The following is a 23,722-nucleotide window of genomic DNA, read 5'->3' as shown; positions in this document are numbered from 1 at the left end:
CCGCAAGGGTCGCCGAGACGGTGGCGCGCTGACGCCGGAACCCCACGTGAAGCCGATCTCAACCTGTGTGCGGCGAGGAGGAAGGCCGCATCAGCGGTGCTCGCCGCTGTGATGCTCGGCGAGGCGGGTGAGCAGGCCGATCAGGTGTTGCCGGTCGGCGGCGGGTAGCGGGGCGAGGAACTCGTCCTGGGCGTCGGCCAGTAGCCGGTCGAGTTCGGTGAGTTGCCTTTGGCCTGCCTCGGTGATGGTGATGATGTTGCGGCGGCGGTCTTCGGGGTCGGGTGCGCGCTTGACGAGGTGCCACCCGGCCAGGTCGTTGACGGTGTCCACCATGTCGCTGCGGTCGATGCCGGTCCGGCGTCCGAGGTTGGCCTGGCTGGCCGGGCCGTACTCCTCCAACGCCGCGAGCAGCGCGTAGTGGTAACGCCGGACGCCACCCTCGGCGAGAGCCTGGTCCACGATCCGGTTGGCGATCAGCGCGGCCTGGTTGGTCAGCCTGCTCGGTAGCGTGCGCAGCCGTCTCGGCAGCTTTCCCTCTGCGATGTACACGAAGGCAATCTAGCAAATTGTTGGACGAACCCACGATTGTATGTATTGTTGGTTGCCCCAACGTTGGTCCGTCCAGCGTTTAACCCCAACGCAAGGAGATTCCGTTGAGTACCGACATCGGTACGGCGGCCGCACCGCGGGCGACCCGAAGAGAATGGCTGGGGCTGGCGATCCTCGCGCTCCCCACCATGCTCATCGCCATGGACCTGACCGTGCTGCACCTGGCGCTGCCCACCCTCACCGCCGACCTGCGGCCCGGCAACACCGAGTTGCTGTGGATCGTGGACATCTACGGCTTCCTCATCGCCGGCTTCCTCATCACCATGGGCGCGATCGGGGACAGGATCGGCCGCCGGAGGCTGCTGCTGATCGGCGCGGTCGCGTTCGGCGCGGCCTCGGTGCTCTCGGCGTTCGCGGTCAACTCGGCGATGCTCATCGCCGCTCGGGCGCTGCTGGGCATCGCGGGCGCCACGCTGATGCCCTCCACCCTCTCCCTGATCCGGATCATGTTCCGGGACCCCAAGCAGCAGGGTGTCGCGATCGGGGCCTGGACCGGCTTCTTCGGCCTCGGCACGGTGATCGGACCGCTGGTCGGCGGCACGTTCCTGGAGCTGTTCTGGTGGGGCTCGGTCTTCCTGCTCGGCGTCCCGATCATGCTGCTGCTGATCGTGTTCGGCCCGTTCGTGCTGCCGGAGTACCGGGACGAGTCGGTCTCCCGCCCGGACCTGATCAGCGCGATCATGTCCATCGCCGGAATCCTCGCCCTGATCTTCGGTCTCAAGCAGATCGCCGAGGACGGTCTGCGCCCGGAGTCGGGCATCGCCATCGTCGTCGGCCTGGCGCTGGCGGCGCTCTTCCTCCATCGCCAGGGCCGGCTCCGGCAGCCGCTGGTCGACCTCTCGCTGTTCCGCAACGACCTGTTCGGCACCGCCCTTGGCATGCTCGTGCTGGCGACCCTGCTCTCCGCGGGCTCGCAGTTCTTCGTCATGCAGTACCTGCAGCTGGTGCGCGGGTTGTCCCCGCTCCAGGCCGGCCTCTGGTCGCTGCCCACCACCGTCGCGATCATGATCGGCGCCATGGGGGCTCCTGGCCTCGCCGGCCGCGTGAAGCTGAGCACGCTGCTCACCGGCGGCCTGGTGGTCGCCGCGGCCGGCATGGTGGTGCTGACCCGGGTCAGTGGTCCCTCCGACCTGTATGTCGCGGTGGCGGGGGCGGCCGTCATCGGTCTCGGGCTCGGGCCGATGGTCTCGCTGGGCACCGGACTGATCGTGGGAGCCGCCCCGCCCGAGCGAGCCGGCGCCACGTCCGCGATGGCCTCGACCGGCACCGAGCTCGGCAGCGCCTTGGGCGTCGCGGTGATCGGCAGTGTCGGCTTCGCGGTGTACCGGGCGAACCTGGCCGACAGGCTCCCCGAAGGGCTGCCCGCCCCCGTCGTCGAGACGGCCAAGGACACCCTCGCCGCCGCCGTCAACGTCGCCCGCGAGCTACCGGCCGCCCAGGGATCCGAGCTGTTGTCGGTGACCCGCGAGGCCTTCGTACACGGCCTGCAGACGACCGCGATCGTCGGTGCGGTGCTCGCCGCGCTGCTGGCCGCCGCGGCCGCGGTCCTGCTGCGCAACGCCCAGGTGCCGGGCCCTCCGCCGCCCGCGGAGGCGGACGGCGCGGCGAAGTCCTTCGAGAAGGCGGATAACTGACATGCGGGACACGAACTTCGCGGCCGACGCGGCCCAGACTCCCGTGGGGGTATGGACCGGTCTGATGCACCGCGACGACGAGACCGACTCCTTCACCATCTCGTTCGCGCCCGACGGCACAGTCGCGCTGCGCACCCCCCTCAGCGTGGGCACCGGGGTCTGGAGCGCGGGGCGGCCCGGCCGGTTCTCCTACGAGCTCACCGAGGTCTTCACTCCGGCCGCAGGTCACTCGGGCCGCGCGCGGATCCATGTCGAGGCTCACCTCGAGGGGGCCGTATATCGCGGGGTCGGCACCGCCGGGGCGTACACCGCCGACGGCGTGCCGGTGCGCGCCACCACCTCGGCCGCGTTCACCGGCGACCGCCTCGCCGGCGGGCAGGCGGCCTGGCACGCCCTGGTGAGCCTGGGCGCGCCGATCCGCGGGCGCACGCTGCACCCCGGCGACGAGGGCTTTGAGGAGGCCTGCTCCGGCTGGTTGCTGACGGTCGAGCACCGGCCCGCGGCGGTCGTGGTCGCCGCCGACGCCGAAGACGTGGCCGCCGCCGTCCGGTTCGCGGCGGAGGCGGGGCGCCCGGTCGCGGTGCAGTCGACCGGGCACGGCAAGTCGGTGCCCGCGGATGAAGCCGTGTTCATCGCCACCGGGGAGCTGCGCGAGCTGTCGGTGGACCCGCGTGCCGGCACCGCGAGGATCGGAGCCGGGCTACGGTGGGGTGAGGTGCTCACCGCGGCGGCCGAGCACGGCCTCGCGCCCCTGTGCGGTTCCTCCGGCCAGGTCGGGGTGATGGGTTACCTGACCGGCGGCGGGCTCTCGCTGGCCTGCCGCACGTACGGCTTCGCCGCCGACTACGTCCGCTCGCTCGACATCGTCACCGCCGATGGCCTGCTCCGCACCGTCTCGCCCACCCAGGAGCCCGACCTGTTCTGGGCGGTGCGGGGCGGCAAGAGCAACTTCGGTGTCGTGGTCGCGGCCGAGATCGAGCTGCTGCCGCTGCGCACCGTCCACGGTGGTGAGCTTTACTACCCGGGCGAGGACCTCGGGCACGCCGCCCACGTGCTCGGCTCCTACCTGGCCTGGGTCAAGGAGCAGCCGGAGGAGATGTCGTCCTCTGTGGCGCTGCTGCGCTTCCCCGACGCGCCGCAGTTGCCCGAGGAGTTCCGTGGCCGCTCGTTCGTGCAGGTCCGGGTGGTCTACACGGGGGACGAGGAGCAAGGCGCGCGGCTGGTGGAGCCGTTGCGTGCGCTCGGCCCGGAGAAGGACACCTGCGGCGCCATGCCGTACGCGCAGATCACCGAGATCTACCAGGACCCCAAGAACCCGGTCATGGCGCACCTGCGCAGCGCGTTGTTACACGAACTGGACGACGAGGCAGTGCAGGAACTGGTCTCGTTCATCGACCCGTCGGCGCCCGGGGGCCCGTTCCCCGGCATCGAGCTACGTCACCTGGGCGGGGCGTTGAACCGGCCGCCCGGCCGCCCGCACGCGGTCAGCACCCAGGGCGCGGCCTTCCACCTGTGGACGCGGATGCCGGCTCCGGCCGAACAGGCCGACGCGGTGCGCAAGGCCGCCGACGAGGTGCTGGAGCGGCTCCGGCCGTGGGACACCGGCGCCATGCTTCCGGGGTTCCTGTTCGACCACGACTCGGCTCCCGAGCGGGTCAGGCGGGCCTACACCGAGGCGAACTACCGGCGGCTGGCCACGCTGAAGGCGGAGTACGACCCGAATCAACTTTTCCGCATCAACCACAACATCCCGCCGTTCAGTAACAATGAGCGCACCCGATCCTGAACGGCGCAGGAACTCCTGAAGGATGGCGGTCCCACAAACCCTCGCTCAAATGGAGGGTTCCGCGCCCGGTGCCGGGGTGACGGCCTTGGGCTCGCGGCGCAGCAGGGCCCGCAGCCTCTTCTCGATCGGATACTCGTACAGCCGGTACAGCCCCCACGACAGCAGCACGCTGACGACCAGGCCGGCCAGCGCGTACGGCAGATGCGCCCAGGTGGGCTGCGGGAAGTCGTAGAGCGACTGCCGCCCGAACGCGTGCTTGGCGATGGGGAAGAGCACCAGGAAGTGGATCAGGTAGAAGGCGTAGGACCACTGGCCGAGCGCCACCAGCGGGCGGGAGCTCAGCAGGCTGCGCCGACCGGCCAGGTCGTTGGTCGCCGCCGCCGCGATGAGCAGCGCGAACACCACGATGCTGCCCCGGTTGGCGGTCTCGGCCAGCGCGGTCTGCCACACACCTGACCAGGACCACGCCCACAGCAGCGCGAAGTAGCCGATCGTGATCGCGGTCGCCGTGCGCAGCCCGATCGGGCTGCGCCAGCCCCGGCGCACCGCGGCGGCGATCACGATGCCCAGCACGAACTCGCCGACTCGGGAGATCGGCGAGTGGGTGGCGAAGTAGTACAGGTCGGAGGTGAACCAGTTCTCCCCGGTGAGCTGCGGGTTGGCCAGCCAGAGCCACACGCGCGTGCCTATGCTGATCGCGATGAGGACGGCGGCGATCACCACCATCTGGCGCAGGGTGCGCCGCACGATCGGGCGCACCACGAAGGGGAAGACCGCGTAGAAGAACGCCTCGCACGACAGCGACCAGGAGACGGTGTGCGGCACGGTGTCGCCCTGGAACGACGACGGGAACCACGCCTGCACCATGAGCAGCGTCGCGACCGTCCACCACACCAGCGACGTGCCGCCCTCGGTGGGCCAGAGTTGACCGCCGACGAGCAGTGCGACCGCCGCGACGGTGGTGATGAGCAGCGACGGCCAGATCCTGGCGAAGCGGCGCCAGTAGAACTTCGGCGCGGTGTCCCTGTCGAAGAACGTCCAGGTGAGGACATAGCCGGACAGCACGAAGAAGAACGTCACCCCGGCCGTGCCGAGGACGAACAGCTCGTTGAGGTAGGGCAGGGGCAGCAGGATCGCGACGTGGCTGAAGAACACGCCGAACGCGGCGAACCATCGCAGCCCGGTCAGCGACTCCAGCCGCGTCCTCGGCGGGCCCTCGATCGTGCCCGGTGACGGCTTGGCGGCTACCGAGGTCATGACGCCGCCCCCTCTCCCCCGAGGCCGGCCTGCGCGCGGCGCTCGTCGAGGAGCGCCGCCTGCTCGCGTACGGTCGCGTGGCGCAGCAGGTCGGGCAGTTCCACCTCGACACCGAACGCCACCTCGTAGCGCAGGCTCAGCCGGGCCAGGGTGAGCGAGTGGCCGCCGAGGTCGAGGAAGCCGTCGGAGGCCCCGATCTCCTCCACGCCGAGCAGCTCGCGCCAGATCCCGGCGACGGCCTCCTCGGTGCCGCCCTCGATCGGTACGTGCCCGCCCCCGTCGCCGGGGGCGTCGGGGCTGGGCAGTTCCTCGTGGGCGATGTGGCCGCCGGCGGTCCTGGGCAGGGAGTCGAGAACGGTGACGGAGCCGGGTACCTGGTATTCGGGCAGGTGGGCGGTGAGCTCCTTGGGGTCGATGCCCTCCCCCGCCACGTACGCGGCGAGCCGGTCGTGGCGCACGTCCACGGCGGCCTCGGCCACGCCGGGGCGGCCGGCCAGGGAGCGGGCCAGCTCGTCGGTGTCCACGCGGAACCCGCCGACGGTGAACATCCGGTCGAAGCGGCCGAGCAGCTCCATCGAGCCGTCGGGGAGGGTACGGCCGCGGTCGCCGGTGGCGGCGCCGCCGACGTGGATCTCGCCGGGCACTCCGGTGGCGCCGGGGCGTCCGGCCCGGTCGACGACCTCGATCGGCGTACCGGCCAGGGGTTCTCCCAGGGGGACGCCCCTGCGGGGTTCGGCGAGCGGGTCGACCCGGTGGGCCGCGGCCCAGCGCTCGCCGTACAGGGTCCAGGTGGGGGTCGCGGCGGCCAGCTCCCGCGCGAGGCCGGGCGGGGTGGTGGCCGCGTCGCAGAGCGCGGTGAACGGGCGGTCGGCGGGCAGGCCGTCCTGGAGCAGCAGCCGCCACGCGGCGGGCGGGGCGTGCACGACGGTGGCGTCCGCGACCAGGGCCTTCAGCCGTCCGGCGTCGCGGGCGGCCTCGGGGGGCGCGGTCACCAGGTGCGCGCCGTGCAGGAGGGCGAGCAGCATGGCGTCGGCGAACGCGCCGGACGCGGGCGGGGCGAAGGTGAGCACGGTGTCGGCGACGCCCAGGCCGATCCGGGTGGCCAGGTCGGCGATCGGCGCGGCGCCCGCGCCCGCCGTACGGCCGTCGAGGACGTCCGCCTTGAGGTGGGCGTACCGCCAGACGGCGGGGTCGGGGCTGTCGGCGGCCGGGGGCTCGGCCCCCCTGCGCACGGCGGGCGCGAGGGTCTCGGCGCGCGCGTCGAGCTCGGCGTACGTCAGCGTGACGACCGAGGACGTGCCCGCGGAGGACGTGCCCGCGGAAGAGGTACCCGCGTGGGTGGTGACGGCGGGTGAGCCGGGGGCGAGCCTGACCCGCTCGGCCAGGATGGCGGCCGGTCCCTCGGCACCGCCGGTGCCGGGCTCCGGGAGGCGGGGGGCGGGCGGAAGGGAGAGGTCGCCGACCGGCAGGTCCGGGTGGCCGCAGGCCTTGGCGACCAGGAGCGCGAACTGCTCGGCAAGGACCTCGACGGTGGCGGGGTCGAACAGGTCGTCGTTGTAGCCCCACAGGCCGGCCATGCCGTCGCCGTCGACGCTGAAGTCCACCATCAGGTCGAAGTGCGAGACCTCGACGTCGGGGACGAACTCCGAGGCCCGCACGCCCGGCAGGTTCAGGAAGACCCCGTCGTTGTCGCGCACCCCGAGCCCGGCCTGGAACAGCGGCGTGTGGCTCTGGGGCCGCTGCGGGTGCAGCTCGCGCACCAGTTCCTCGAAGGGCATCTCCTCGTGGTCGTGTCCCTCGACGGAGGCGTGGCGCACGCGGCGCAGCAGCTCGCGGAAGGTGGGCTCCCCGCGCAGGTCGAGGCGGAGGCAGATGATGTTGATGAAGCACCCGACGAGCGCTTCGAGCTCGGGCCGGATGCGCCCGGCGGCGGGTACGGCGGTGACGATGTCGGCCTGGCCCGCGTAGCGCGACAGCAGCACGCCATAGGCGGCCAGCAGCACGGTGAACGGGGTGGTGCCCTCGTCGCGCGCCACCGCGCGCACGGCGGCGACGACGTCGCCGGACAGCCGGGAGCGGTGGAAGCGGCCCGCGCGGCGCCGGTGCGGCGGCCGGGGCCGGTCGGAGGGCAGGTCGAGCAGGCGGGGAACGCCGTCCAGGGTCCGCCGCCAGTAGTCGACCAGGCGTGAGCGCACCTCCTCGGTGCGCAGCCGCTCGCGCTGCCACACGGAGAAGTCGGTGTACTGCAGGTCCAGGTCCGGCAGGCTCGCCGGCCCGCCGCCGGTCCCGCCGTCGATCCCACTGCCGCTCCCGGTGGCGGCCCCGGTGGCGGCCCCGGTGTAGAGGGCCTCGACCTCGCGCCCGACGATGCCGAAGGACGGGTCGTCGAAGACGATGTGGTGGAAGGTCAGCACGAGCACGTGGTCGTCGGGCCCCAGCCTGAGCAGCAGTGCCCGCCAGAGCGGCCCGTGGCGCAGGTCGAACGGGGCCAGGATGTCGTCGGCGGCCATCCGCGCGGCCTCGGCCTCGGCGTCGGCCTCGTCTCCCAGGTCGACGGAGCGCAGCACGCTCCCGGGCGCGTCGCCGACGCGCTGCACGGGCATGCCGTCGACCTCCTCGACGGTGGAGCGCAGGATCTCGTGCCGCCTGATCACCTCGCACAGCGCCCGGTCGAGGGCTCCGGCGTCAAGGGGTCCGCGCAGCCGCAGCGTGGCGGGCACGTGGTAGAACCCGAAACCCGGATTGAACATCTCGCCGAACCAGATGCGCTCCTGGGTGGAGGAGACCGGCACCCCCGAATCAGGCACGGCGTGTCGCGGGATGCGATCTCGCTCGCGCCGGCGGCGGGCGATCAGGTCGTGCACATTGTCCGCGCTCTTGGAAATCGTCATGTGAATGGCTCCTCACGTCTGTGGGGTGCAGCGTGAATGCAAAATTTTGCGTCAGGATATGTCTTGATAAGCGAGAGCATTTACCCTCTATTGCGAAAAGGCGGCGAAACGGATATGGAGCTGCAGGGTGTGACGGCACTGGTCTCGGGGGCCGGCGGAGGGCTGGGCGCCGCCACCGCGCGCGAGCTCGCCAAGGCCGGCGCGCACGTGGTCGTGGCCGACCTGGACGCCGGTACCGGAGGCCCGGTGGCCGACGAGGTGGGCGGCACGTTCGTGGAGACCGACGTGACCGACGCGGGGTCGGTCGAGCGCGCCGTGGAGGTGGCCGCCGGGGTCGCGGGACCGCTGCGCGTCGCGGTGAGCTGCGCGGGAGTCGCGCCCGCCGCCCGTACGGTCGGCCTCGACGGCAGGCCGCACGACCTGGGAACCTTCGAGCGGGCGCTCGCGGTCAACGTCGTCGGCACCTTCAACGTGATGCGCCTGGCCGCCGCCGCGATGGCCGCGACCGAGCCGCTGGAGGACGGCGAGCGGGGCGTGGTCGTCAACACCTCCTCGGCCGCCGCCGAGGACGGCCAGGCGGGCCAGGTCGCCTACGCCGCCTCCAAGGGCGCGGTCGCGGCGCTGACCCTGCCGGCCGCCCGCGACCTGGCCTCGATCGGCGTGCGGGTGTGCGCGCTGTCACCGGGCCTGTTCGACACCTCGCTGTTCGCGGCGATCCCGCCGGAGTTCCGGCGCCCGCTGGTGCGGCAGATCGTCTTCCCGCCTCGGCTGGGCACACCCGGGGAGTTCGCGCGGGCGGTCCGCGCCGTGTGCGAGCTGGGCTATCTCAACGCGGCGGTCGTCCGCCTGGACGGCGGCCTGCGCCTGCCGAACACCTGAAAGGCCCTCGGCACGTTTGGGGGCGGAACATCCGAGCAGAACACCGAACCCGTGAACGCCGGGACGTCTCGCCGGCGGGATGCGGGGTAGCGTCCCCTTACGTTTCCATGGTCACCGATCGAGGGAGATGAAGAAATTGCTCACCCCACCCGACGGAATGCCGAGAATCACCCCCGTCATCTTCTACTCCGACGTCGAGAAAGCCATCGAATGGCTCATCGAGGCGTACGGATTCGAAAAGCGCAAGGTGCTGAACGACGACGACGGGTCCGTCGTCCACGCCGAGCTGTCGTTCGGCGAGGGTGTCGTACAGCTCGCCGGGACGGGCGACGGCCGCAGGCACGAGCCGCAGGGCGAGGGCGAGCCGCGCCAGAGCCTGTACGTTTTCGTGGACGACGTGGACGAGCACTACGAGCGCGCGAAGGCGGCCGGAGCGGTGATCCGCGACAAGCCCGACACGCGCTTCTACGGCGACCGCAACTACACCAGCGAGGACCTGGAGGGTCACCACTGGGTCTTCGCGCGCCGGGTCGAGGAGATCCCGTACGAGGAGATCGACACCCCATGAGCGCCGTCGAGCAGGTCAGGGAGCTGTACGAGCGCTACCCGTGCCCGTCGCTGACCGTCGGCGACGACCTGATCCTGGACCTGGCACTCGGCATCGGCATGGTCGCCAGGGACAAGACCCTGGCGGGCAAGCGGGTGCTGGACGCCGGGTGCGGCACCGGGCACCAGCTGCTCGGGCTCGCCTCGCAGTATCCCAAGGCGCACTTCACCGGCATGGACCTGTCGCGGTCGTCGCTCGACGTGGCCGAGGAACTGCGCGAGCGCAACGGGCTGACCAACGTGGAGCTGGTACGCGGCGCCATCGGCGGGGACGGGTTCGAGGGGCCCTACGACCTGGTCGTGATGACCGGGGTGCTGCACTGCCTCGACGACCCCCGCACGGGCCTGGCCTGGCTCGCCGAGCGGCTGTCGCCCGGCGGGCTGATGTACCTGTGGCTGTTCCACAGCTTCGGCGAGCACCAGCGGCTCATCGACCGCGAGCTGGTGCGGCTGCTGTCGGGCGGCGACACCGGCGAGGAGGGCCTGTCGGTGGTGCACCGGCTGGGGTTCGGCCGCTCCGCGGGCCGTTACGGCACGGGCACCGCGCCCGGCGCCGACCCGCGCGACCAGGACGTGCTGGACGCCGACGCCTACCTGCACCCGGTCATGCGCACCCACCGCTTCGGCGACGCGGCCCGCCTGTTCGAGGACCTCGACGGGATCGGCTGGGTCGCGCTGAACGGCGTCAACTGGGACGGCGGCGGCAAGATCCTGGACCTGGGCCGCCGCCACCCCGCCTCCCCGGTGTTCCTGTCGGACGCCGACCTGTTCGACGACGAGGAGCTGCTCGCACGCTACGCCGGGCTGCCGGTCGCCGAGCGGGCGGCGGTGATGGAGCTGCGGCTCGCGCCGACCGGCTTCACCATCGTGGCCGGCGCCCCGGAGGCGGAGAAGCTGTGCGAGTCCAGGATCTCGGGCAACGTGCTCCTGCGGAACCGGACGACCGCGCCCGGCGGGATCGGCGGGTGACCACACACCGTCGCCGCCCCAGGAGACGAAGAGGGAACGCCCGCCCCGCTGAACGGGCGGGAGCGGGCGTTCCCAGGTCCGTCACCCGGCCAGGCCCCCGGGATCGGCTGGCCGGGGTCGGCTGGCCGGGGTCGGGCATGGTTCGCCTCGAACATGAGGCGGCCAGACACCGGGTCGTGCGCCCGGCGTCGTCGCGGGCGCGACCCGGCGACGTCCACTGTGTCCCTGGCATCCCTGGCATCCCCGGCATCCACGACGTCCACGACGTCCACGACGTCCACAGCGTCCACAGCGTCCACAGCGTCCACAGCGTCCACAGCGTCCACAGCGTCCACAGCGTCCACGACGAACGTACGGAAAGTCCTCACGGCTCCGCGCTCCGCCCTGCCCGGTCGGCGCGCCGGCGGGGACCGGATCCGGCCGCGGGCCCTCCGCCGAACCTGAGCAGGATGACGCCGAGCACCCGATCCGCCCGGACGGCGCCGAAGTGCCGGGAGTCCCTGCTCGCCTCGGCGTTGTCGCCGAGGAGCACGATGTGCCGGGGCGGGACGACACCGGTGGGCTTCCGAGCCCAGGAGGGCAGGCACGCCGGCTCCGGATCGCCCGGCACCGCGGCGACCCGCTTGACCACCCACCGGGAGCCTCCGGCCCCGGTCGGATCGCCCGGCCGGCAGGGGCCCGGTTCCTCGACGACCACGATGTCACCGTTGCGCAGCCGCTCCCCCGGCATCCGGCGGACCAGCACCCGGTCTCCGGGGCGTAGCGCCGGTGTCATGCTCGGCCCGCTGACCGACAGCACGACGAGACACCCGCGGAGCAGGACGGCCGCGGCCACGACGGCGAGCACCAGCACCGCGCCGGCACCGGTCAGAGCGGCGACCAGGGCGGCGCTCACCCGACCCCCTCCGGCGTCGAGGGGCGGTAACCGGCCGCCTGCAGCTCGAAGAGCCGGGCGTACGCGCCGCCGAGCGCCATCAGCTCGTCGTGCGTGCCTCGTTCGGCGATCCGCCCGTCGGACAGCACGACGATCAGATCGGCCTCGCGCACGACGCCCAGCCGGTGGGAGACCAGCACGCCGGCCAGCCCGCGCCGGTGCTCGCGGAGCCGGGCATGCACCTCGTGCTCGGCCTCGGCGTCCAGGGCGGAGCTCGGCTCGTCGAGGACGAGCAGGTCGGGCCGGTCGAGCACCAGGCCCCGGGCTATCGCCAGCCGCTGCCACTGCCCGCCGGAGAGGACCACCCCGGTGTCGGGGTCGGCGCGGTCGGCCTCGGAGAAGAAGATCCGGGTCAGCAGCGTCTCGTAGCCGCGCGGGAGAGCGGCCAGGACGTCGTGCACGCCGGCTCGGCCCGCCGCGCCCTCGATCCGGGCGTCGTCTCGCAGGGCGGTCAGGTCGCCGATGGCGATGTTCTCCCGCGCCGTGAGGTCATAGCAGGTCGCGTCCTGGAAGACGGCCCGGATCCGGCGTCTCAGCTCCGCGGGGTCGAGGTCGCGCAGGTCGACGCCGTCCCAGAGCACCGCCCCGCGCGTCGGATCGTAGAGCCGGCACAGCAGCTTTATCAGCGTGCTCTTCCCGGCTCCGTTGAGCCCGACCAGGGCGGTCGAGCGCCCCGCGAGAAGTGTCAGGTTCACCCCGCGCAACACCCACGGCTGGTCGTCGGCGTAGCGGAACCACACGTCGCGCAGCTCGATCCCGCCCCGCAGGGACGTCACCGGCAGGGGCCTGTCTCGGACGGGCAGCTCCGGCCCGGCGTCAACGACGGCCAGGTAGTGACCGAAGAGCAGCAGCGCCTGGTGCACGGACACGACCTCGGTCACCAGCGCGGCGAGGGCGCCCTGCACCGAACCGGCCGCGGCGACGACGAGCACCACGTCGCCGACGGTGAGGGTGCCCTCGGCCGCGGCGCGTACCGTCCACAGCAGCAGGCCGGCCGCCACCGCGGCGCCGAGCACCGCCAGCCCGCCCTGGAACCTCAGCTCCCGCCGGTCGATCCGGCGGTGCGCGCCCTGGATCGCGCGGATCTCCGTGGCCATGCGCTGCCACAGGTACGGCCCGGCGCCGAACAGGCGCAGCTCCTTGGCCGCCTGCGGGCTGGTCAGCAGACCGGAGTAGAACAGCTCCCGCCGCTCGGCCTGCCCGGTCTCGACCATCATCGCCGCCCGGCGCCTGCTCAGCGCCAGCTCGGCCAGCAGGGCCGGTACGGCGGCGAGCAGGACCGCCACCGCCACCCAGGGCCCGAGCAGGAGCAGGGAACCGGCGAAACCGGTGATCGTGAGCAGTGCCTGGAGGACCCCCAGCCCGCCGTCCACCACCATTCCCGGGCTGCCGGCCCCGCTGGACCTGGCGATCTGGAGACGGTCCAGGAAAACCGGGTCCTCGAAGCGGCGCAGCCCCACGAAGCGGTCCACCGAGGCGTACAGGCGCGAGGTGGCGAGCAGGTAGATCCGCCGGTCGCTCTCGGCCCGCAGGTAGCGGATGGCGTGCGGTGTCAGCGCGGCGGCCACCCCGACGGCACCCAGCGCGACGGTCGGCCCCAGCAGGCCGGGCCACCGTACCGGCCCGGCCACAAGCCGGTCGATCACGATTTTGGTCAGCCAGGCGGCCGAGGGCGGCGCGAGCCCGCCCAGCAGCGTCACCGCCAGATACGCGGCGATCTGCGCCGGGGCGGCCTGCCGGGCCAGCGAGAGCGCTCGCCCGGCCGCACGGAGTGACATCGGCGCGGCGAGATCAGCCGGTGGCCGGGAGGGCCACGGCGTCGCGGTCGAGGACGGGGGTGAGGTCGTAGCCGGACGCGGACACCACGCCCTCCTCGACGAGGACGAACGCCGGGAAGCCGCTGATCCCGAACGCCCGCTGCACCGGGCCTCGATCGGGTTCCACCACGACGGTGGCGACCGGCCGCAGAAGCTCGACCAGTGCCGCGGTCTCCTCCCGGGTGCCGACGGCCACGGCCAGCACGGCGTCGCGCCCTCCGGGCCGGGTCGCGGCGTATTCGACGAAGGAGGGCAGTCTCTCCTTGCACGGCTGGCAGTGCGGGGAGAAGAAGCCGGCCAGCGGGCGCTCGCCGAGCGTCGCGAGGCCGACCGGCAGATCCGCCACGCTGGTGGCGTCGAATCCGCCCACCGACGACCCCGCCGGCATCGCGACGTCGACGTCGACGCCGCCGGAGCCGCCGCCGCGCAGGGTGGCGAGTTCGGCGGTGTGCTCACGAAGCCGGCGTATGACGCCGACGGTCAGTATCAGATTGGTCACGACCAGCAGTCCGAGCAGGACCGCGGCCGCGGCTGCGTACGCCATCAGGTCTCCTCAGGGAGGTGGGAGCGGGTGCGAAGAGTGCGACGAGGTCGTCCAGCAGGGTGACCAGCAGGCCGGCGAGGCCTCCCGCGAGCAGGACGGCGACGGACCACGGCGATGGGTGCCGGTCGTCCGGTCCGATGAGCCCGGCCAGCGCGACGGCGGTGAGCAGGAGGTTGCGGATCAGGTGCCGGCCGGACAGCGGGGTGGACGAGGCGCCGAAGCAGCGGCACGGTTCGGCGCCGCCCCGGGCGAGTACCACCGCCACCCCCGAGGTGAGGACGACGAGCAGCGCGGTGGCCGCGGCGAAGCCGGCGTCCCGGGTGGGCGGGACCGCCAGCAGCACCACCACGACCGCCTCCGCCGCGGTGAGCGTGATCGCGATCGGCAGGGCGCGATCGCCACGGACCGCGAGCATCGAGACCAGGGAGGTGGCGAAGGCGCGCAGGGCCTGCCCGCTACGCAGTTTGCTCGCCGCGGAGACGAGGAAGACCACCGCGAGCAGGCCCTGACATGCCGGTATCAGATGCGCCATTCAGCACGCACGACTGTGGTACCTGCAGGGGCCACAGTCCTGGAAGTCACAGCAGGTCTTCTTGTACAGCTCTATTCCCACGCAGTAGCAGGAGACGCTGTAGCAGGCCGCGGCGGCGTGCGCGGTCGCCTTGGGAACGAGGCCGTCGACCATGCGGTCGGCGAGGGCGGTGAGCGTACGGGTCATGGTGTCCTCCTCCGGGCCGGCCGCCGGATGCGGACCGACAAAACCATCGAAACCCGGAGTTAACCAATCGACCAGGATCTTGTACCGGACGTTGCACCGGACGTCCGGTACGCTGCCGGGGGGGATCAAGGGGGCCGCTCTTGAGAAACGTGTTCGGAACGCTGCTCCGTCGTCATCGACTACACCGCCGTCTCACCCAGGAGACGCTCGCCGAGCGGGCCGGTCTCAGCTCCCGCTCGATCCGCGAGATGGAACGGGACCCCGGGCGCACCCCCCGGCCACGGACGGTCGAGCGGCTCGCGACGGCGCTGGAGCTGACCGGAGACGAGCGGGCGGAGTTCACCGGCGCCGGGCACGCACTCTTCTGGGCCGGACGCGCCGGACGGCCCGGCCCCGGCGGCCCGCCGGACGGGAGCGTCCGCGCCGTCGATCCGCCGCCCTGGCGACTGCCCGCCGATCTCCCCGACTTCGTCGGCCGCGGCGACGAGCTCGCGCTGGCCCACAAGGTGCTCGACCCGGGCGCCGGCGGCGCGAAACTGGTGGTGGCCTCCGGCCCGCCCGGTGTCGGCAAGACGGCCCTGGCGATACACGCCGGCCACCGGCTCGCGCCGCTGTTCCCCGACGGGCAGTTGTACGCGAGGCTGCGCGGCGCCACCGGCGACCCCGCCGATCCGGCCGAGACACTGGCCCAGCTGCTGCGGATGCTCGGTGTGGACGGATCGGCCCTGCCCGCCGGGGTGGACGCCCGCGCGGGCCTGCTCCGGATCCGGCTGGCGGGACGGCGGGTGCTCATCGTCCTCGACGACGCCGCCGGATACCGCCAGGTGGAACCGCTGCTGCCCGCCGAGGGCGTCGCGATGATCGTGACGAGCCGGCTGCCGCTGACCGGGCTCCCCGGGGTGACGGCCATCGACCTGCGCCCGCTGCCCGACACGGCGGCCGTCGACCTGCTCGCCCGGGTGGCCGGCGCGGAACGGGTGCGCGCCGAGCCCGCGGCCGCCACCGAGCTGGTCACGGTGTGCGGCGGGCTGCCGCTGGCGGTCCGGATCATCGCGGCCCGGCTGGCCGCGCGGCCGCACTGGGCGATCGGCGCGCTCACGGAACGGCTGACCGACGAGCGCCACCGGCTCGACGAGCTGCGGCACGGCGACCTCGCGGTGCGTCCCGGGCTGCAGCTCGCCTACCGGGAGCTCACCCCGGCCACCGCCCGGGTGTTCGCGCTGCTCGGCGGGCTGGACGTCCCCTCGTTTCCCGAGTGGCCGGTGGCCGCGCTGCTGGACGCCGGGCCGGCCGCGGGGGCCGCCGCGCTGGAGGAGCTGCTCGACGCCCGGCTGCTCGACGACCTCGGCCCCGACCGGGCGGGCCAGGCGCGCTACCGGTTTCACGCGGTCACCCAGCTGTACGCGCGCGAGCGCCGGGAGGCCGAGGTCGGCCGGTCCGAATGGGCCGCCGCGCTGGACAGGGCCGCCGGCGGCTGGCTGGCCCTCGCCCGGCAGGCCCGGGACAGCCTGCACAGCGACCGGTTCTACCTTGACGACAGGAGCGGGCCCGAGGCCGCCGCCGACCCGCGCGCGGCCACCGTCGCCGCCCACCGGCCCCTCGAATGGTTCGAGGCCGAACGGGAGAGCATCGCGGCGATGGTCCAGGCGTGCGCCGAGGCGGGCCTGGCGACGACGACGCGCCGCCTGGCCGGCTGCGGCGCCGACTTCTACGACTTCCAGGGGTACTACGACGACCTGCGGCGGATCCTGGAGACGGCGCTGGCCGCCTGCCGGCAGGCCGGCGATCGCCTCGGCGAGGCGGCGATGCTCCGAGGGCTCGGCAACTGCCTGGTCGAGCTCGACGACATGGACGAGGGCCTGTCCATGCTGCACGCCGCCCACGTGCTGGCGGAAAGGGCCGGCGATCCGGCCGGGGCCGCGCTGACCCGCCGGTACATCGGTTTCACCCTGGGGCTGATCGGCCGGCTCGACGAGGCCGAGGCGGAGATACGCGCCGCGGTGCGGGAGCTGCGGCTCACCGGACAGCGGTCCGCCGAGGCCGTCGCCCTCACCAACCTCGGGTTCGTGCTGCGGCAGCGCGGTGACGGCGCCGAGGCCGTCACCGTCCTTCGCGCGGCGTCGCTCATCGCCCGATCGTGCGGTGACCGGTTCGCCCAGGCCTGCAGCTCGCGAGGCATCGCCGGGGCGTTCCTGGTCCAGGGGCGGGTCCAGGAGGCGCAGCGGGCGGCCCGGCGATCCGTCACGCTCTTCGATCAGATCGGTGATCTGATCGGCACCGCCCAGAGCCTGCGGGTGCTCGGCGAGGCACTCGCGCACGAGCCGCACAAACGGGCCGAGGCCGAACGGGTGCTGGGTGGCGCGGCGGCGCTGTTCCGTGAGCAGGGGCACAGCTGGGGGCTGGCCCTCACCGAGCTGAGCCTCGGCGAGGTGGAACTCAACCGCGACGCCGAAGGGGCCGCCGACCTTCTCCACCGCTCCCTGCGCTACTGGACCGACAACCAGGTGCCGGCCCTGCGGGCGCGTACACTCGTCGCGCTCGCGTCGGCGGCCGAGCGGGCGGGCGCACCCGACGCGAGGGAGCTGCTGGAGAGTGCCCATCGGATCTACCGGGAGCTGGGGATACCGGCCGCGGACGAGCTCGCGACGCGCCTCGGGACCCTCGGCGACACCACGCCGCCCTGAGGGACGGCGGCGACGCGGGCCGGCGGCGTTCCCCGTACGGCACGCTCTCCCCGCGCGGGCATGCCCACCGGGCCGCCCCCGCTCAGCCTCGACCCTCTCGACGTCGCGCTGCGGGCGGACGATGCCGGGATCCCCCGGACCGAGCATGTCCGGGCCGGCCCGTGCGGGCCGGCCCGTGCGGGCCGGCCCGGACGTGCCGATCAGACGAGGTCGAACCGGTCGAGGTTCATCACCTTGACCCACGCCGCGACGAAGTCGTTCACGAACTTCTCCTTCGCGTCGTCGCTCGCGTAGACCTCCGCGAGCGCGCGCAGCTCGGAGTTCGAGCCGAAGACGAGGTCGGCCCGGCTGCCGGTCCACCTGACCTCGCCCGTGGCGAGGTCGCGGCCCTCGAACGTGTTCGCGTCCTCGGACGTCTCCTTCCACCTCGTGCCCAGGTCGAGCAGGTTGACGAAGAAGTCGTTGGTCAGGGTCTCGGGGGTCGCGGTGAGGACGCCGAGCGGCGACTGCCCGTGGTTCGCGCCCAGGACGCGGAGACCACCGACGAGGACCGTCATCTCGGGGGCGCTCAGGGTCAGCAGGTTCGCCCGGTCGATCAGCAGGTACTCGGCCCGCAGCCGGTTGCCCTTCCCGAGGTAGTTGCGGAACCCGTCGGCGGCCGGTTCGAGCGCGGCGAACGACTCCACGTCGGTCTGCTCCTGCGACGCGTCCACGCGGCCCGGAGTGAAGGGGACCTCTACGTCGACGCCGGCGTCCTTGGCGGCCTTCTCGACGGCCGCGCCACCTGCGAGCACGATCAGGTCGGCGAGCGAGACCTGCTTGCCGCCGGTCCTGGCGGCATTGAAGGCCTCCTGGATCTCCCGCAGGGTGCGCAGCACCGTGGCCAGCCGGTCGGGGTCGTTGACCTCCCACCCGCTCTGCGGCTCGAGGCGGACGCGCGCACCGTTGGCGCCGCCGCGCTTGTCGCTGCCGCGGAAGGACGAGGCCGACGCCCACGCGGCGGACACGAGCTGGGACACCGGCAGGCCCGAGGCGAGGATACGGCTCTTGAGGAAGGCGACGTCCTCAGCGTCGACGAGCTCGTGCGTCACCGCCGGGAGGGGGTCCTGCCACAGCAGCGTCTCGGCCGGGACCTCCGGGCCGAGGTAGCGCACGACCGGGCCCATGTCGCGGTGGGTCAGCTTGAACCACGCTCGGGCGAAGGCATCCGCGAACTCGGCGGGGTTCTCCAGGAAGCGCCGCGAGATCTGGTTGTAGACCGCGTCCACGCGCAGCGCGAGGTCGGTCGTCAGCATCGTCGGGGCGTGGCTCGTCAACGGGTCGTGGGCGTCGGGGACGGTGCCGGCCCCGGCGCCGTCCTTCGGCTTCCACTGGTGCGCGCCGGCGGGGCTCTTACTCAGCTCCCACTCGTAGCCGTACAGGATCTCGAAGAAGCTGTTGTCCCACGTCACCGGGGTGTTCGTCCACGCACCCTCGAGACCGCTGGTGATCGTGTCGCCGCCCTTGCCGGTGCCGTAGGTGTTGTTCCAGCCGAGACCCTGCTCCTCGATCGAGGCGGCCTCCGGGTCGGCGCCGACGTGGTCGGCCGGGCCCGCGCCGTGGGTCTTGCCGAAGGTGTGACCGCCCGCGATCAGGGCGACCGTCTCCTCGTCGTTCATCGCCATCCGGCGGAACGTCTCACGGATGTCGCGGGCCGCGGCGAGCGGGTCCGGGTTGCCGTTCGGGCCCTCGGGGTTGACGTAGATGAGACCCATCTGGACCGCGCCGAGGGGGCTTTCGAGCTCGCGGTCGCCGGTGTAGCGCTGGTCGTCGAGCCAGGTGGTCTCCGGACCCCAGTAGACGTCCTCCTCGGGCTCCCAGACGTCCTCACGGCCGCCGGCGTAGCCGAAGGTCTCAAAGCCCATCGATTCCAGGGCGACGTTGCCGGCGAGGATCATGAGGTCGGCCCACGAGAGCGCCTGGCCGTACTTCTTCTTGACCGGCCACAGCAGGCGGCGGGCCTTGTCGAGGTTCGCGTTGTCCGGCCAGCTGTTGAGGGGGGCGAAGCGCTGCTGGCCGGCACCGGCGCCGCCGCGGCCGTCGCTGATCCGGTAGGTGCCCGCGCTGTGCCACGCCATCCGGATGATGAACGGGCCGTAGTGGCCGTAGTCGGCCGGCCACCAGTCCTGGGAGGTCGTCAGCGCCTCCGCGACGTCCCGCTTCACGGCCGCGAGGTCCAGGGTCTTGAACGCCTCGGCGTAGTCGAACTCCTCGCCGAGGGGGTTGGCCACGGCGGGGTTCTTGGCGAGGATCCTCAGGTTGAGCCGCTCCGACCACCACTGGCGGTTTCCGCCGCCCTGGGTCGGGTGCGGGGCGCGCTCGTGCGCGACCGGGCAGCCGCCTTCGCCCTCCGCCTTCGCGTCCGTGACGATTGCATCATGGTTCTCAGACATGGAAATCCTTCTGGATCTTCTGTATTAGGGGATCACGTGCTCAAGAACTTCGAGTGGTGGAACAGCCGGGGCACAGGCCCCAGTAGATGACCTCGGCCTCGTCGATCGAGAAGCCGTGGTCGTCGGACGCGGTCAGGCAGGGTGCCTCCCCGGCCACGCAGTCGACGTCGGCGACGAGACCGCACGACCGGCACACGACGTGGTGGTGGTTGTCCCCGACGCGCCCCTCGAACCGGGCCGGGCTGCCGGCCGGTTCGATGCGACGTACGAGTCCGGCTGCGGTGAGCGCCTGGAGGGCCTCGTACACGGCCTGGAGAGAGACATGGCCCACGCGGTCGCGCACCCCGGAGGCGATCGCCTCGACGCCGAGGTGGTTACCGTCCCGGACGGTCTCGATGAGTGCCACCCGGGCGGCCGTCACCCGCAGGCCCACCCCGCGCAGTTCCTCGGCGATGGTCGGAGTGTTGGGTGCGCTCATGGCGCCAAACCCTAACGCCATAAACATGAACTATCCAATACAACGAACGATGCAAATATAGCGCCGCACCAGGCGATCTCCATTCCGATTCCCCAGACGGGGAATCGGTGACGCTTCGCATCCGGATCATCACAGATTCGCGCGAAGCTCCGCGGGACCCCTCGTCGTACGGCGAGCTCGCCCTTCGCGCTCAGGTGGGGAGGATCGAGAGGCCGGACTGGGCGACAATGGCCTGGAGCGCGGCGACGTGGCCGGTGTAGGCCGCGCGCCCCTCGCGGGTGAGGCTGAACCACGTCCTCGGGCGCTTGCCGACGTGTCCCTTGCGGATCCTCACGTAGCCGGCCGCCTCCAGGGCGCTCGCGTGTTTGGACAGCACCGAGTCGCTGATGCCCAGGTTGTCGCGAACGAAGGCGAACTCGGCCTCGTCGGCGGCGGCGAGCAGCGAGACGATCTGCAGCCGCGTCGGCGCGTGGATCGCCGGGTCGAGTCGCGGCGTCATCGCTTCGCCGTCTCCGCCCGGCGAGCGGTCCGCCCGGACATCCACCGGGCCAGCAGGGGCGAGGTGATCGCCACGATCACAGTCATGATCACACCCATGAGGGTACGCGGGTAGGCGAGGTCCAGATCCTTGAGCCACAACGCCAGCAGGGCGGACCCGAGACCGGTGGCGACCAGCCAGCCGGTGAAGCCGATCCACGCCCACGGGTCCATCACGGAGGGGTGCGGGCGCAGGCTCGCGTTCCTGACGTCTTTCACGAACTTGAGGACGGCGACGGCGAGGCAGGCCGACAGGGCCACCACGGCGACCCATAGCCATCGGAAGGACGGGATCTCGGTGACGAACTGTATCCCGGTGACGAAGCCCCAGACCGCCACCGGATACCAGGCGGGAAACATCGGCGGCGCGGCGCGCAGGACCCTGCGCCGCGTCTCGTGGACCTGGTCCAGCGTCCGCGCGGCCTCTTCGGGGGTGATGTCCATGGTCCGCTCCTCTGCTCTTTCCTATTTGGAAAGTACTTTCCTCTTTCCATATCGTCAAGTACTTTCCAAAATCGACCAGAACGGGTCGCCCCTCCCCCGGAGAAGGCGAGGCGCCGGGACCTGCCCCGCTGTGGGCCGGGCACGGGGCCCGAGCGGGCGGGCGCGGTTCCCGGCGCGCCCGCTCGGCGCACCGGACGTACGCCGGGTCACCCCGATCCCCGCACCCGCACCGGCTCGCTCCGCGAGGTGACGCCCGGGGACGTTCTCAGGTGCGCTCGGGGTGGCCTGTGGGGAAACGGGCGTGCGGCACCACCATCGGGGTGAGGGTCCGCGGGTCGGGCACGACGTCGCAGGCCAGCCCGAACACGTCCTCGACGAGCCGCGAGGTCAGGACCTCCGGCGGCGGGCCCTGCGCGACCACCCGCCCGTCCTTCATCACGACCAGGTGGGAGGCGAAGCGGGCGGCCTGGTTGAGGTCGTGGAGCACGGCGACGACGGTCCGGCCGTCCCGGTGCAGCTCGTGGCAGAGTTCCAGCAGCTCGTACTGGTGGGCGATGTCGAGGAAGGTGGTCGGCTCGTCGAGCAGCAGTGTGCCCGTCCGCTGGGCGAGCACCATGGCGATCCACGCCCGCTGCCGCTGACCGCCGGACAGCTCGCTCACCCGCGCCTCCGCCGTCGTCGCCGGTCACCTCGACTACGTTCGCGGAGACGACGGCGGCGCTCAGCCCGCCATGCACCACCCGGGATGATGACCAACCGCGACGGTCACCTGCTGGACGAGTGGATCGCCGCCGCCACCGCAGGAGACTCGCCCCACCTGGCATCCTTCGCCAGCGGACTCCGCCGTGACCACGCCGCGGTGACTGCCGGACTGACCCTGCCTTACAGCAGTGGCGCCGTCGAGGGCATCGTCAACAAAATCAAATTTTTGAAGCGCCAGATGTTCGGCCGCGCCAACCTCGACCTGCTCCGTATCCGCGTCCTCCACTACGGGTGACCCGAGGAGTACACACCTGCCGACGTCGCCGTGATGGGTCAGTGGAGAGTCGCAGTCACCACGGCGTCGGGCTCTGCGCCTGCCTGGATGAACACGTCCCCATCCGGCGCCCAGACCCCGGAGCCGCCGGATGTCTCGCGGTACTCCCCGCTCGGTCCGGCAGCGGTGGACAGGACGACCCAGAAGCCGTGCGCGGCGGCCCGATCTCGCATGTGCCCGTCTCGGCGGGTCGCCTGTTCCTGCCCTGCCCCATACAGGGTGCTGGCCACGTAAGCGTCGATGGTCAATGCAGCGGTGTCGGCCGCGTGCTGCGGCACCGCGGCATCGAAACAAATGGCCAGACCCAGCCGCCATCCGTCGATCTCCAGAACCTCTGGCTTTTCGCCGGGAGTGAAGCGGCGGACTTCCTCACCGTGAAGGTGCATCTTCCGATATGCCACCGTCGTACTCTCGCCCGTGACGGCGAGCGTCGCGATGTATTCACGCCCATCGTCTTCCCGCACCGGAGCGCCCACCAGCGCAATCGCGCCGGCGCTACCACACGCGGCCCTGATCGGATCCAACCGTGAGTCGTCCACAGCCACAGCAGGAGCCGCAAGATCGTAACCAGTCAGCGACAGCTCCGGGAAGACCACCAGACGCGCGCTCGCACGCTGCACCACCCCGGCCTGGCGACCGGCGTTAAGGGCGACATCCAGATCGACACACGCGGGCTGGGCAACAGCGACCATCAAAGATCCACGCACAAGGACATCATTCCCGATGGTCAACAGGCACCGCCCCCCGGGGTCCTCGGGAGGTGCCCTCGTCACCACCTGTGATGCCTTCATCAGGAATGGGCCAGAGCCTCTTAAGTGTTGCCGTCCATGTCAGTTTCCCTTCGCGGCGCGGCCAAGACGGAAGGCCGAGATGAGGAAGAAGATGCCGCCGGGGATGGCGTAGCCGGCCGCGTTGATCAGCGTCGGGTTTTCCGCGGAGGCACCCATGACGAACGACGCACCGGCGAGTACGGAGATGCCGCCGCTGATGATCATCGGCCACTGGCCGCCCATCTTGCGGCGGGTGACACCCACGATCAGCTGGAGCAGCCCGGCCACGACCGCCCAGGCGCCCCACACGCGCAGCACCGCCGGGATACCGGACGCGCAGGCGATGGCCACGCCGATGGCGGTGATCAGACTGACCGCGATGTTCACGTACAGCAGGGCGGGTGATCCGGTGGCGCGTGACGCGCGGGCGTCGACGACAGCGGCGGCCATGTCGAACAGCGGGTAGAGCACGAGCAGGGTGACCGCGACCGGACCCAGTTTCGAGGCGGTCGTGAACATCACGAGGGCCCAGACGATGGCGAACGCGAACCGGACGAAGTACAGCCGCCGCAGCACGGACGCGGTCCCGGAGATATTGGGCGAAGCAGTGATGGTGCTCATGATGACCCTTTTCAGTGGATGAGTAATGAGGAGAGCGGTTCAACGCGTCCCGCGGTCGGCCTTCTCGATCAGGTGG

At 72.0% G+C, this 23,722-nt stretch carries 21 protein-coding genes and 1 pseudogene; 7 read left to right on the top strand and 15 right to left on the bottom strand.

Annotation, left to right across the window (positions count from 1 at the left end):
• Positions 1-90: 90 nt before the first annotated feature.
• Entirely contained in the window at positions 91-549 is a 459-nt protein-coding gene (locus tag OG587_RS27730; RefSeq protein WP_329080261.1) for a MarR family winged helix-turn-helix transcriptional regulator, read from the bottom strand.
• Between the two features lie 104 nt (positions 550-653).
• On the opposite strand from OG587_RS27730, the gene OG587_RS27725 reads away from it, so the two are divergent.
• Together OG587_RS27725 and OG587_RS27720 are read left to right on the top strand one after the other, a co-directional pair.
• Entirely contained in the window at positions 654-2,243 is a 1,590-nt protein-coding gene (locus OG587_RS27725; protein WP_329080259.1) for an MFS transporter, read from the top strand.
• A gap of 1 nt (position 2,244) precedes the next feature.
• On the top strand, positions 2,245-4,029 hold the full coding sequence (locus OG587_RS27720) for an FAD-binding oxidoreductase (RefSeq protein WP_329080258.1): 1,785 nt from the start codon (positions 2,245-2,247) through the stop codon (positions 4,027-4,029).
• A 45-nt stretch (positions 4,030-4,074) separates the two neighbouring features.
• Here the strand turns inward: OG587_RS27720 and OG587_RS27715 are convergent, their stop codons facing one another.
• Both OG587_RS27715 and OG587_RS27710 read right to left on the bottom strand, forming a co-directional pair.
• Positions 4,075-5,286 carry an acyltransferase family protein gene (locus OG587_RS27715; RefSeq protein WP_329080256.1) on the bottom strand — a complete coding sequence of 404 codons (1,212 nt, stop codon included), beginning with the start codon at positions 5,284-5,286 and terminating at the stop codon, positions 4,075-4,077.
• Positions 5,283-8,177: a condensation domain-containing protein gene (locus OG587_RS27710; protein WP_329080254.1), complete on the bottom strand. Its 2,895-nt coding sequence runs from the start codon at positions 8,175-8,177 to the stop codon at positions 5,283-5,285. The genes OG587_RS27715 and OG587_RS27710 overlap by 4 nt, the downstream gene beginning before the upstream one ends.
• A gap of 114 nt (positions 8,178-8,291) precedes the next feature.
• Here OG587_RS27710 and OG587_RS27705 point away from each other — a divergent pair, with 114 nt between their 5' ends.
• The 3 genes from OG587_RS27705 to OG587_RS27695 all read left to right on the top strand — a co-directional run bounded on the left by OG587_RS27705 (position 8,292) and on the right by OG587_RS27695 (position 10,631).
• Positions 8,292-9,056 (top strand): SDR family NAD(P)-dependent oxidoreductase, encoded by a 765-nt coding sequence (locus tag OG587_RS27705; RefSeq protein ID WP_329080252.1) that lies wholly within the window; start codon positions 8,292-8,294, stop codon positions 9,054-9,056.
• A gap of 127 nt (positions 9,057-9,183) precedes the next feature.
• Positions 9,184-9,624, top strand: coding sequence for a VOC family protein (locus OG587_RS27700; RefSeq protein WP_329080250.1), 441 nt, complete (start codon positions 9,184-9,186; stop codon positions 9,622-9,624).
• The gene (locus OG587_RS27695; RefSeq protein ID WP_329080249.1) at positions 9,621-10,631 is read left to right on the top strand and encodes a class I SAM-dependent methyltransferase; all 1,011 of its coding nucleotides are present in this window, start codon (positions 9,621-9,623) and stop codon (positions 10,629-10,631) included. The genes OG587_RS27700 and OG587_RS27695 overlap by 4 nt, the downstream gene beginning before the upstream one ends.
• 364 nt (positions 10,632-10,995) lie before the next feature.
• Here the strand turns inward: OG587_RS27695 and OG587_RS27690 are convergent, their stop codons facing one another.
• The 5 genes from OG587_RS27690 to OG587_RS27670 are packed head-to-tail and all read right to left on the bottom strand — an operon-like array spanning position 10,996 to position 14,644.
• Complete coding sequence (locus OG587_RS27690; protein WP_329080247.1) at positions 10,996-11,526, bottom strand: S26 family signal peptidase; 531 nt, start codon at positions 11,524-11,526, stop codon at positions 10,996-10,998.
• Entirely contained in the window at positions 11,523-13,343 is a 1,821-nt protein-coding gene (locus OG587_RS27685; protein WP_329080245.1) for an ABC transporter ATP-binding protein, read from the bottom strand. Before OG587_RS27685 ends, OG587_RS27690 begins: the two co-directional genes overlap by 4 nt.
• Before the next feature lie 13 nt (positions 13,344-13,356).
• On the bottom strand, positions 13,357-13,926 hold the full coding sequence (locus OG587_RS27680) for a TlpA family protein disulfide reductase (RefSeq protein WP_329080244.1): 570 nt from the start codon (positions 13,924-13,926) through the stop codon (positions 13,357-13,359).
• Entirely contained in the window at positions 13,835-14,458 is a 624-nt protein-coding gene (locus tag OG587_RS27675; protein ID WP_329080242.1) for a MauE/DoxX family redox-associated membrane protein, read from the bottom strand. The genes OG587_RS27680 and OG587_RS27675 overlap by 92 nt, the downstream gene beginning before the upstream one ends.
• Positions 14,459-14,644 carry a hypothetical protein gene (locus OG587_RS27670; RefSeq protein ID WP_329080240.1) on the bottom strand — a complete coding sequence of 62 codons (186 nt, stop codon included), beginning with the start codon at positions 14,642-14,644 and terminating at the stop codon, positions 14,459-14,461.
• A 149-nt stretch (positions 14,645-14,793) separates the two neighbouring features.
• On the opposite strand from OG587_RS27670, the gene OG587_RS27665 reads away from it, so the two are divergent.
• Positions 14,794-17,328 (top strand): ATP-binding protein, encoded by a 2,535-nt coding sequence (locus tag OG587_RS27665; RefSeq protein WP_329094036.1) that lies wholly within the window; start codon positions 14,794-14,796, stop codon positions 17,326-17,328.
• Between the two features lie 200 nt (positions 17,329-17,528).
• Here the strand turns inward: OG587_RS27665 and katG are convergent, their stop codons facing one another.
• From katG to OG587_RS27640, 5 genes and pseudogenes are all read right to left on the bottom strand, one after another.
• Positions 17,529-19,760 carry a catalase/peroxidase HPI gene (gene katG, locus OG587_RS27660; RefSeq protein WP_329080238.1) on the bottom strand — a complete coding sequence of 744 codons (2,232 nt, stop codon included), beginning with the start codon at positions 19,758-19,760 and terminating at the stop codon, positions 17,529-17,531.
• Between the two features lie 40 nt (positions 19,761-19,800).
• Entirely contained in the window at positions 19,801-20,238 is a 438-nt protein-coding gene (locus OG587_RS27655) for a Fur family transcriptional regulator (protein WP_329080237.1), read from the bottom strand.
• 190 nt (positions 20,239-20,428) lie between these two features.
• Positions 20,429-20,737, bottom strand: a complete 309-nt coding sequence (locus OG587_RS27650; RefSeq protein WP_329080235.1) for a transcriptional regulator — start codon at positions 20,735-20,737, stop codon at positions 20,429-20,431.
• Positions 20,734-21,219 carry a hypothetical protein gene (locus OG587_RS27645; RefSeq protein WP_329080233.1) on the bottom strand — a complete coding sequence of 162 codons (486 nt, stop codon included), beginning with the start codon at positions 21,217-21,219 and terminating at the stop codon, positions 20,734-20,736. Before OG587_RS27645 ends, OG587_RS27650 begins: the two co-directional genes overlap by 4 nt.
• A 265-nt stretch (positions 21,220-21,484) precedes the next feature.
• A pseudogene (locus OG587_RS27640) lies at positions 21,485-21,880 on the bottom strand (ABC transporter ATP-binding protein); the annotation flags it as partial.
• 84 nt (positions 21,881-21,964) lie between these two features.
• Between OG587_RS27640 and OG587_RS27635 the strand changes: the two are divergent.
• Positions 21,965-22,216: a transposase gene (locus tag OG587_RS27635; RefSeq protein WP_443075244.1), complete on the top strand. Its 252-nt coding sequence runs from the start codon at positions 21,965-21,967 to the stop codon at positions 22,214-22,216.
• 38 nt (positions 22,217-22,254) lie between these two features.
• Here OG587_RS27635 and OG587_RS27630 read toward each other — a convergent pair whose 3' ends face one another.
• Both OG587_RS27630 and OG587_RS27625 read right to left on the bottom strand, forming a co-directional pair.
• Entirely contained in the window at positions 22,255-22,947 is a 693-nt protein-coding gene (locus OG587_RS27630) for a carbon-nitrogen hydrolase family protein (protein WP_329080231.1), read from the bottom strand.
• A 138-nt stretch (positions 22,948-23,085) separates the two neighbouring features.
• On the bottom strand, positions 23,086-23,646 hold the full coding sequence (locus tag OG587_RS27625) for a hypothetical protein (RefSeq protein ID WP_329080229.1): 561 nt from the start codon (positions 23,644-23,646) through the stop codon (positions 23,086-23,088).
• Positions 23,647-23,722 lie beyond the last annotated feature (76 nt).

The sequence above is a fragment of the Streptosporangium sp. NBC_01469 genome, assembly GCF_036227305.1.
Lineage (GTDB): Bacteria > Actinomycetota > Actinomycetes > Streptosporangiales > Streptosporangiaceae > Streptosporangium.
This window is presented reverse-complemented; position numbering and strand designations above follow the sequence as displayed.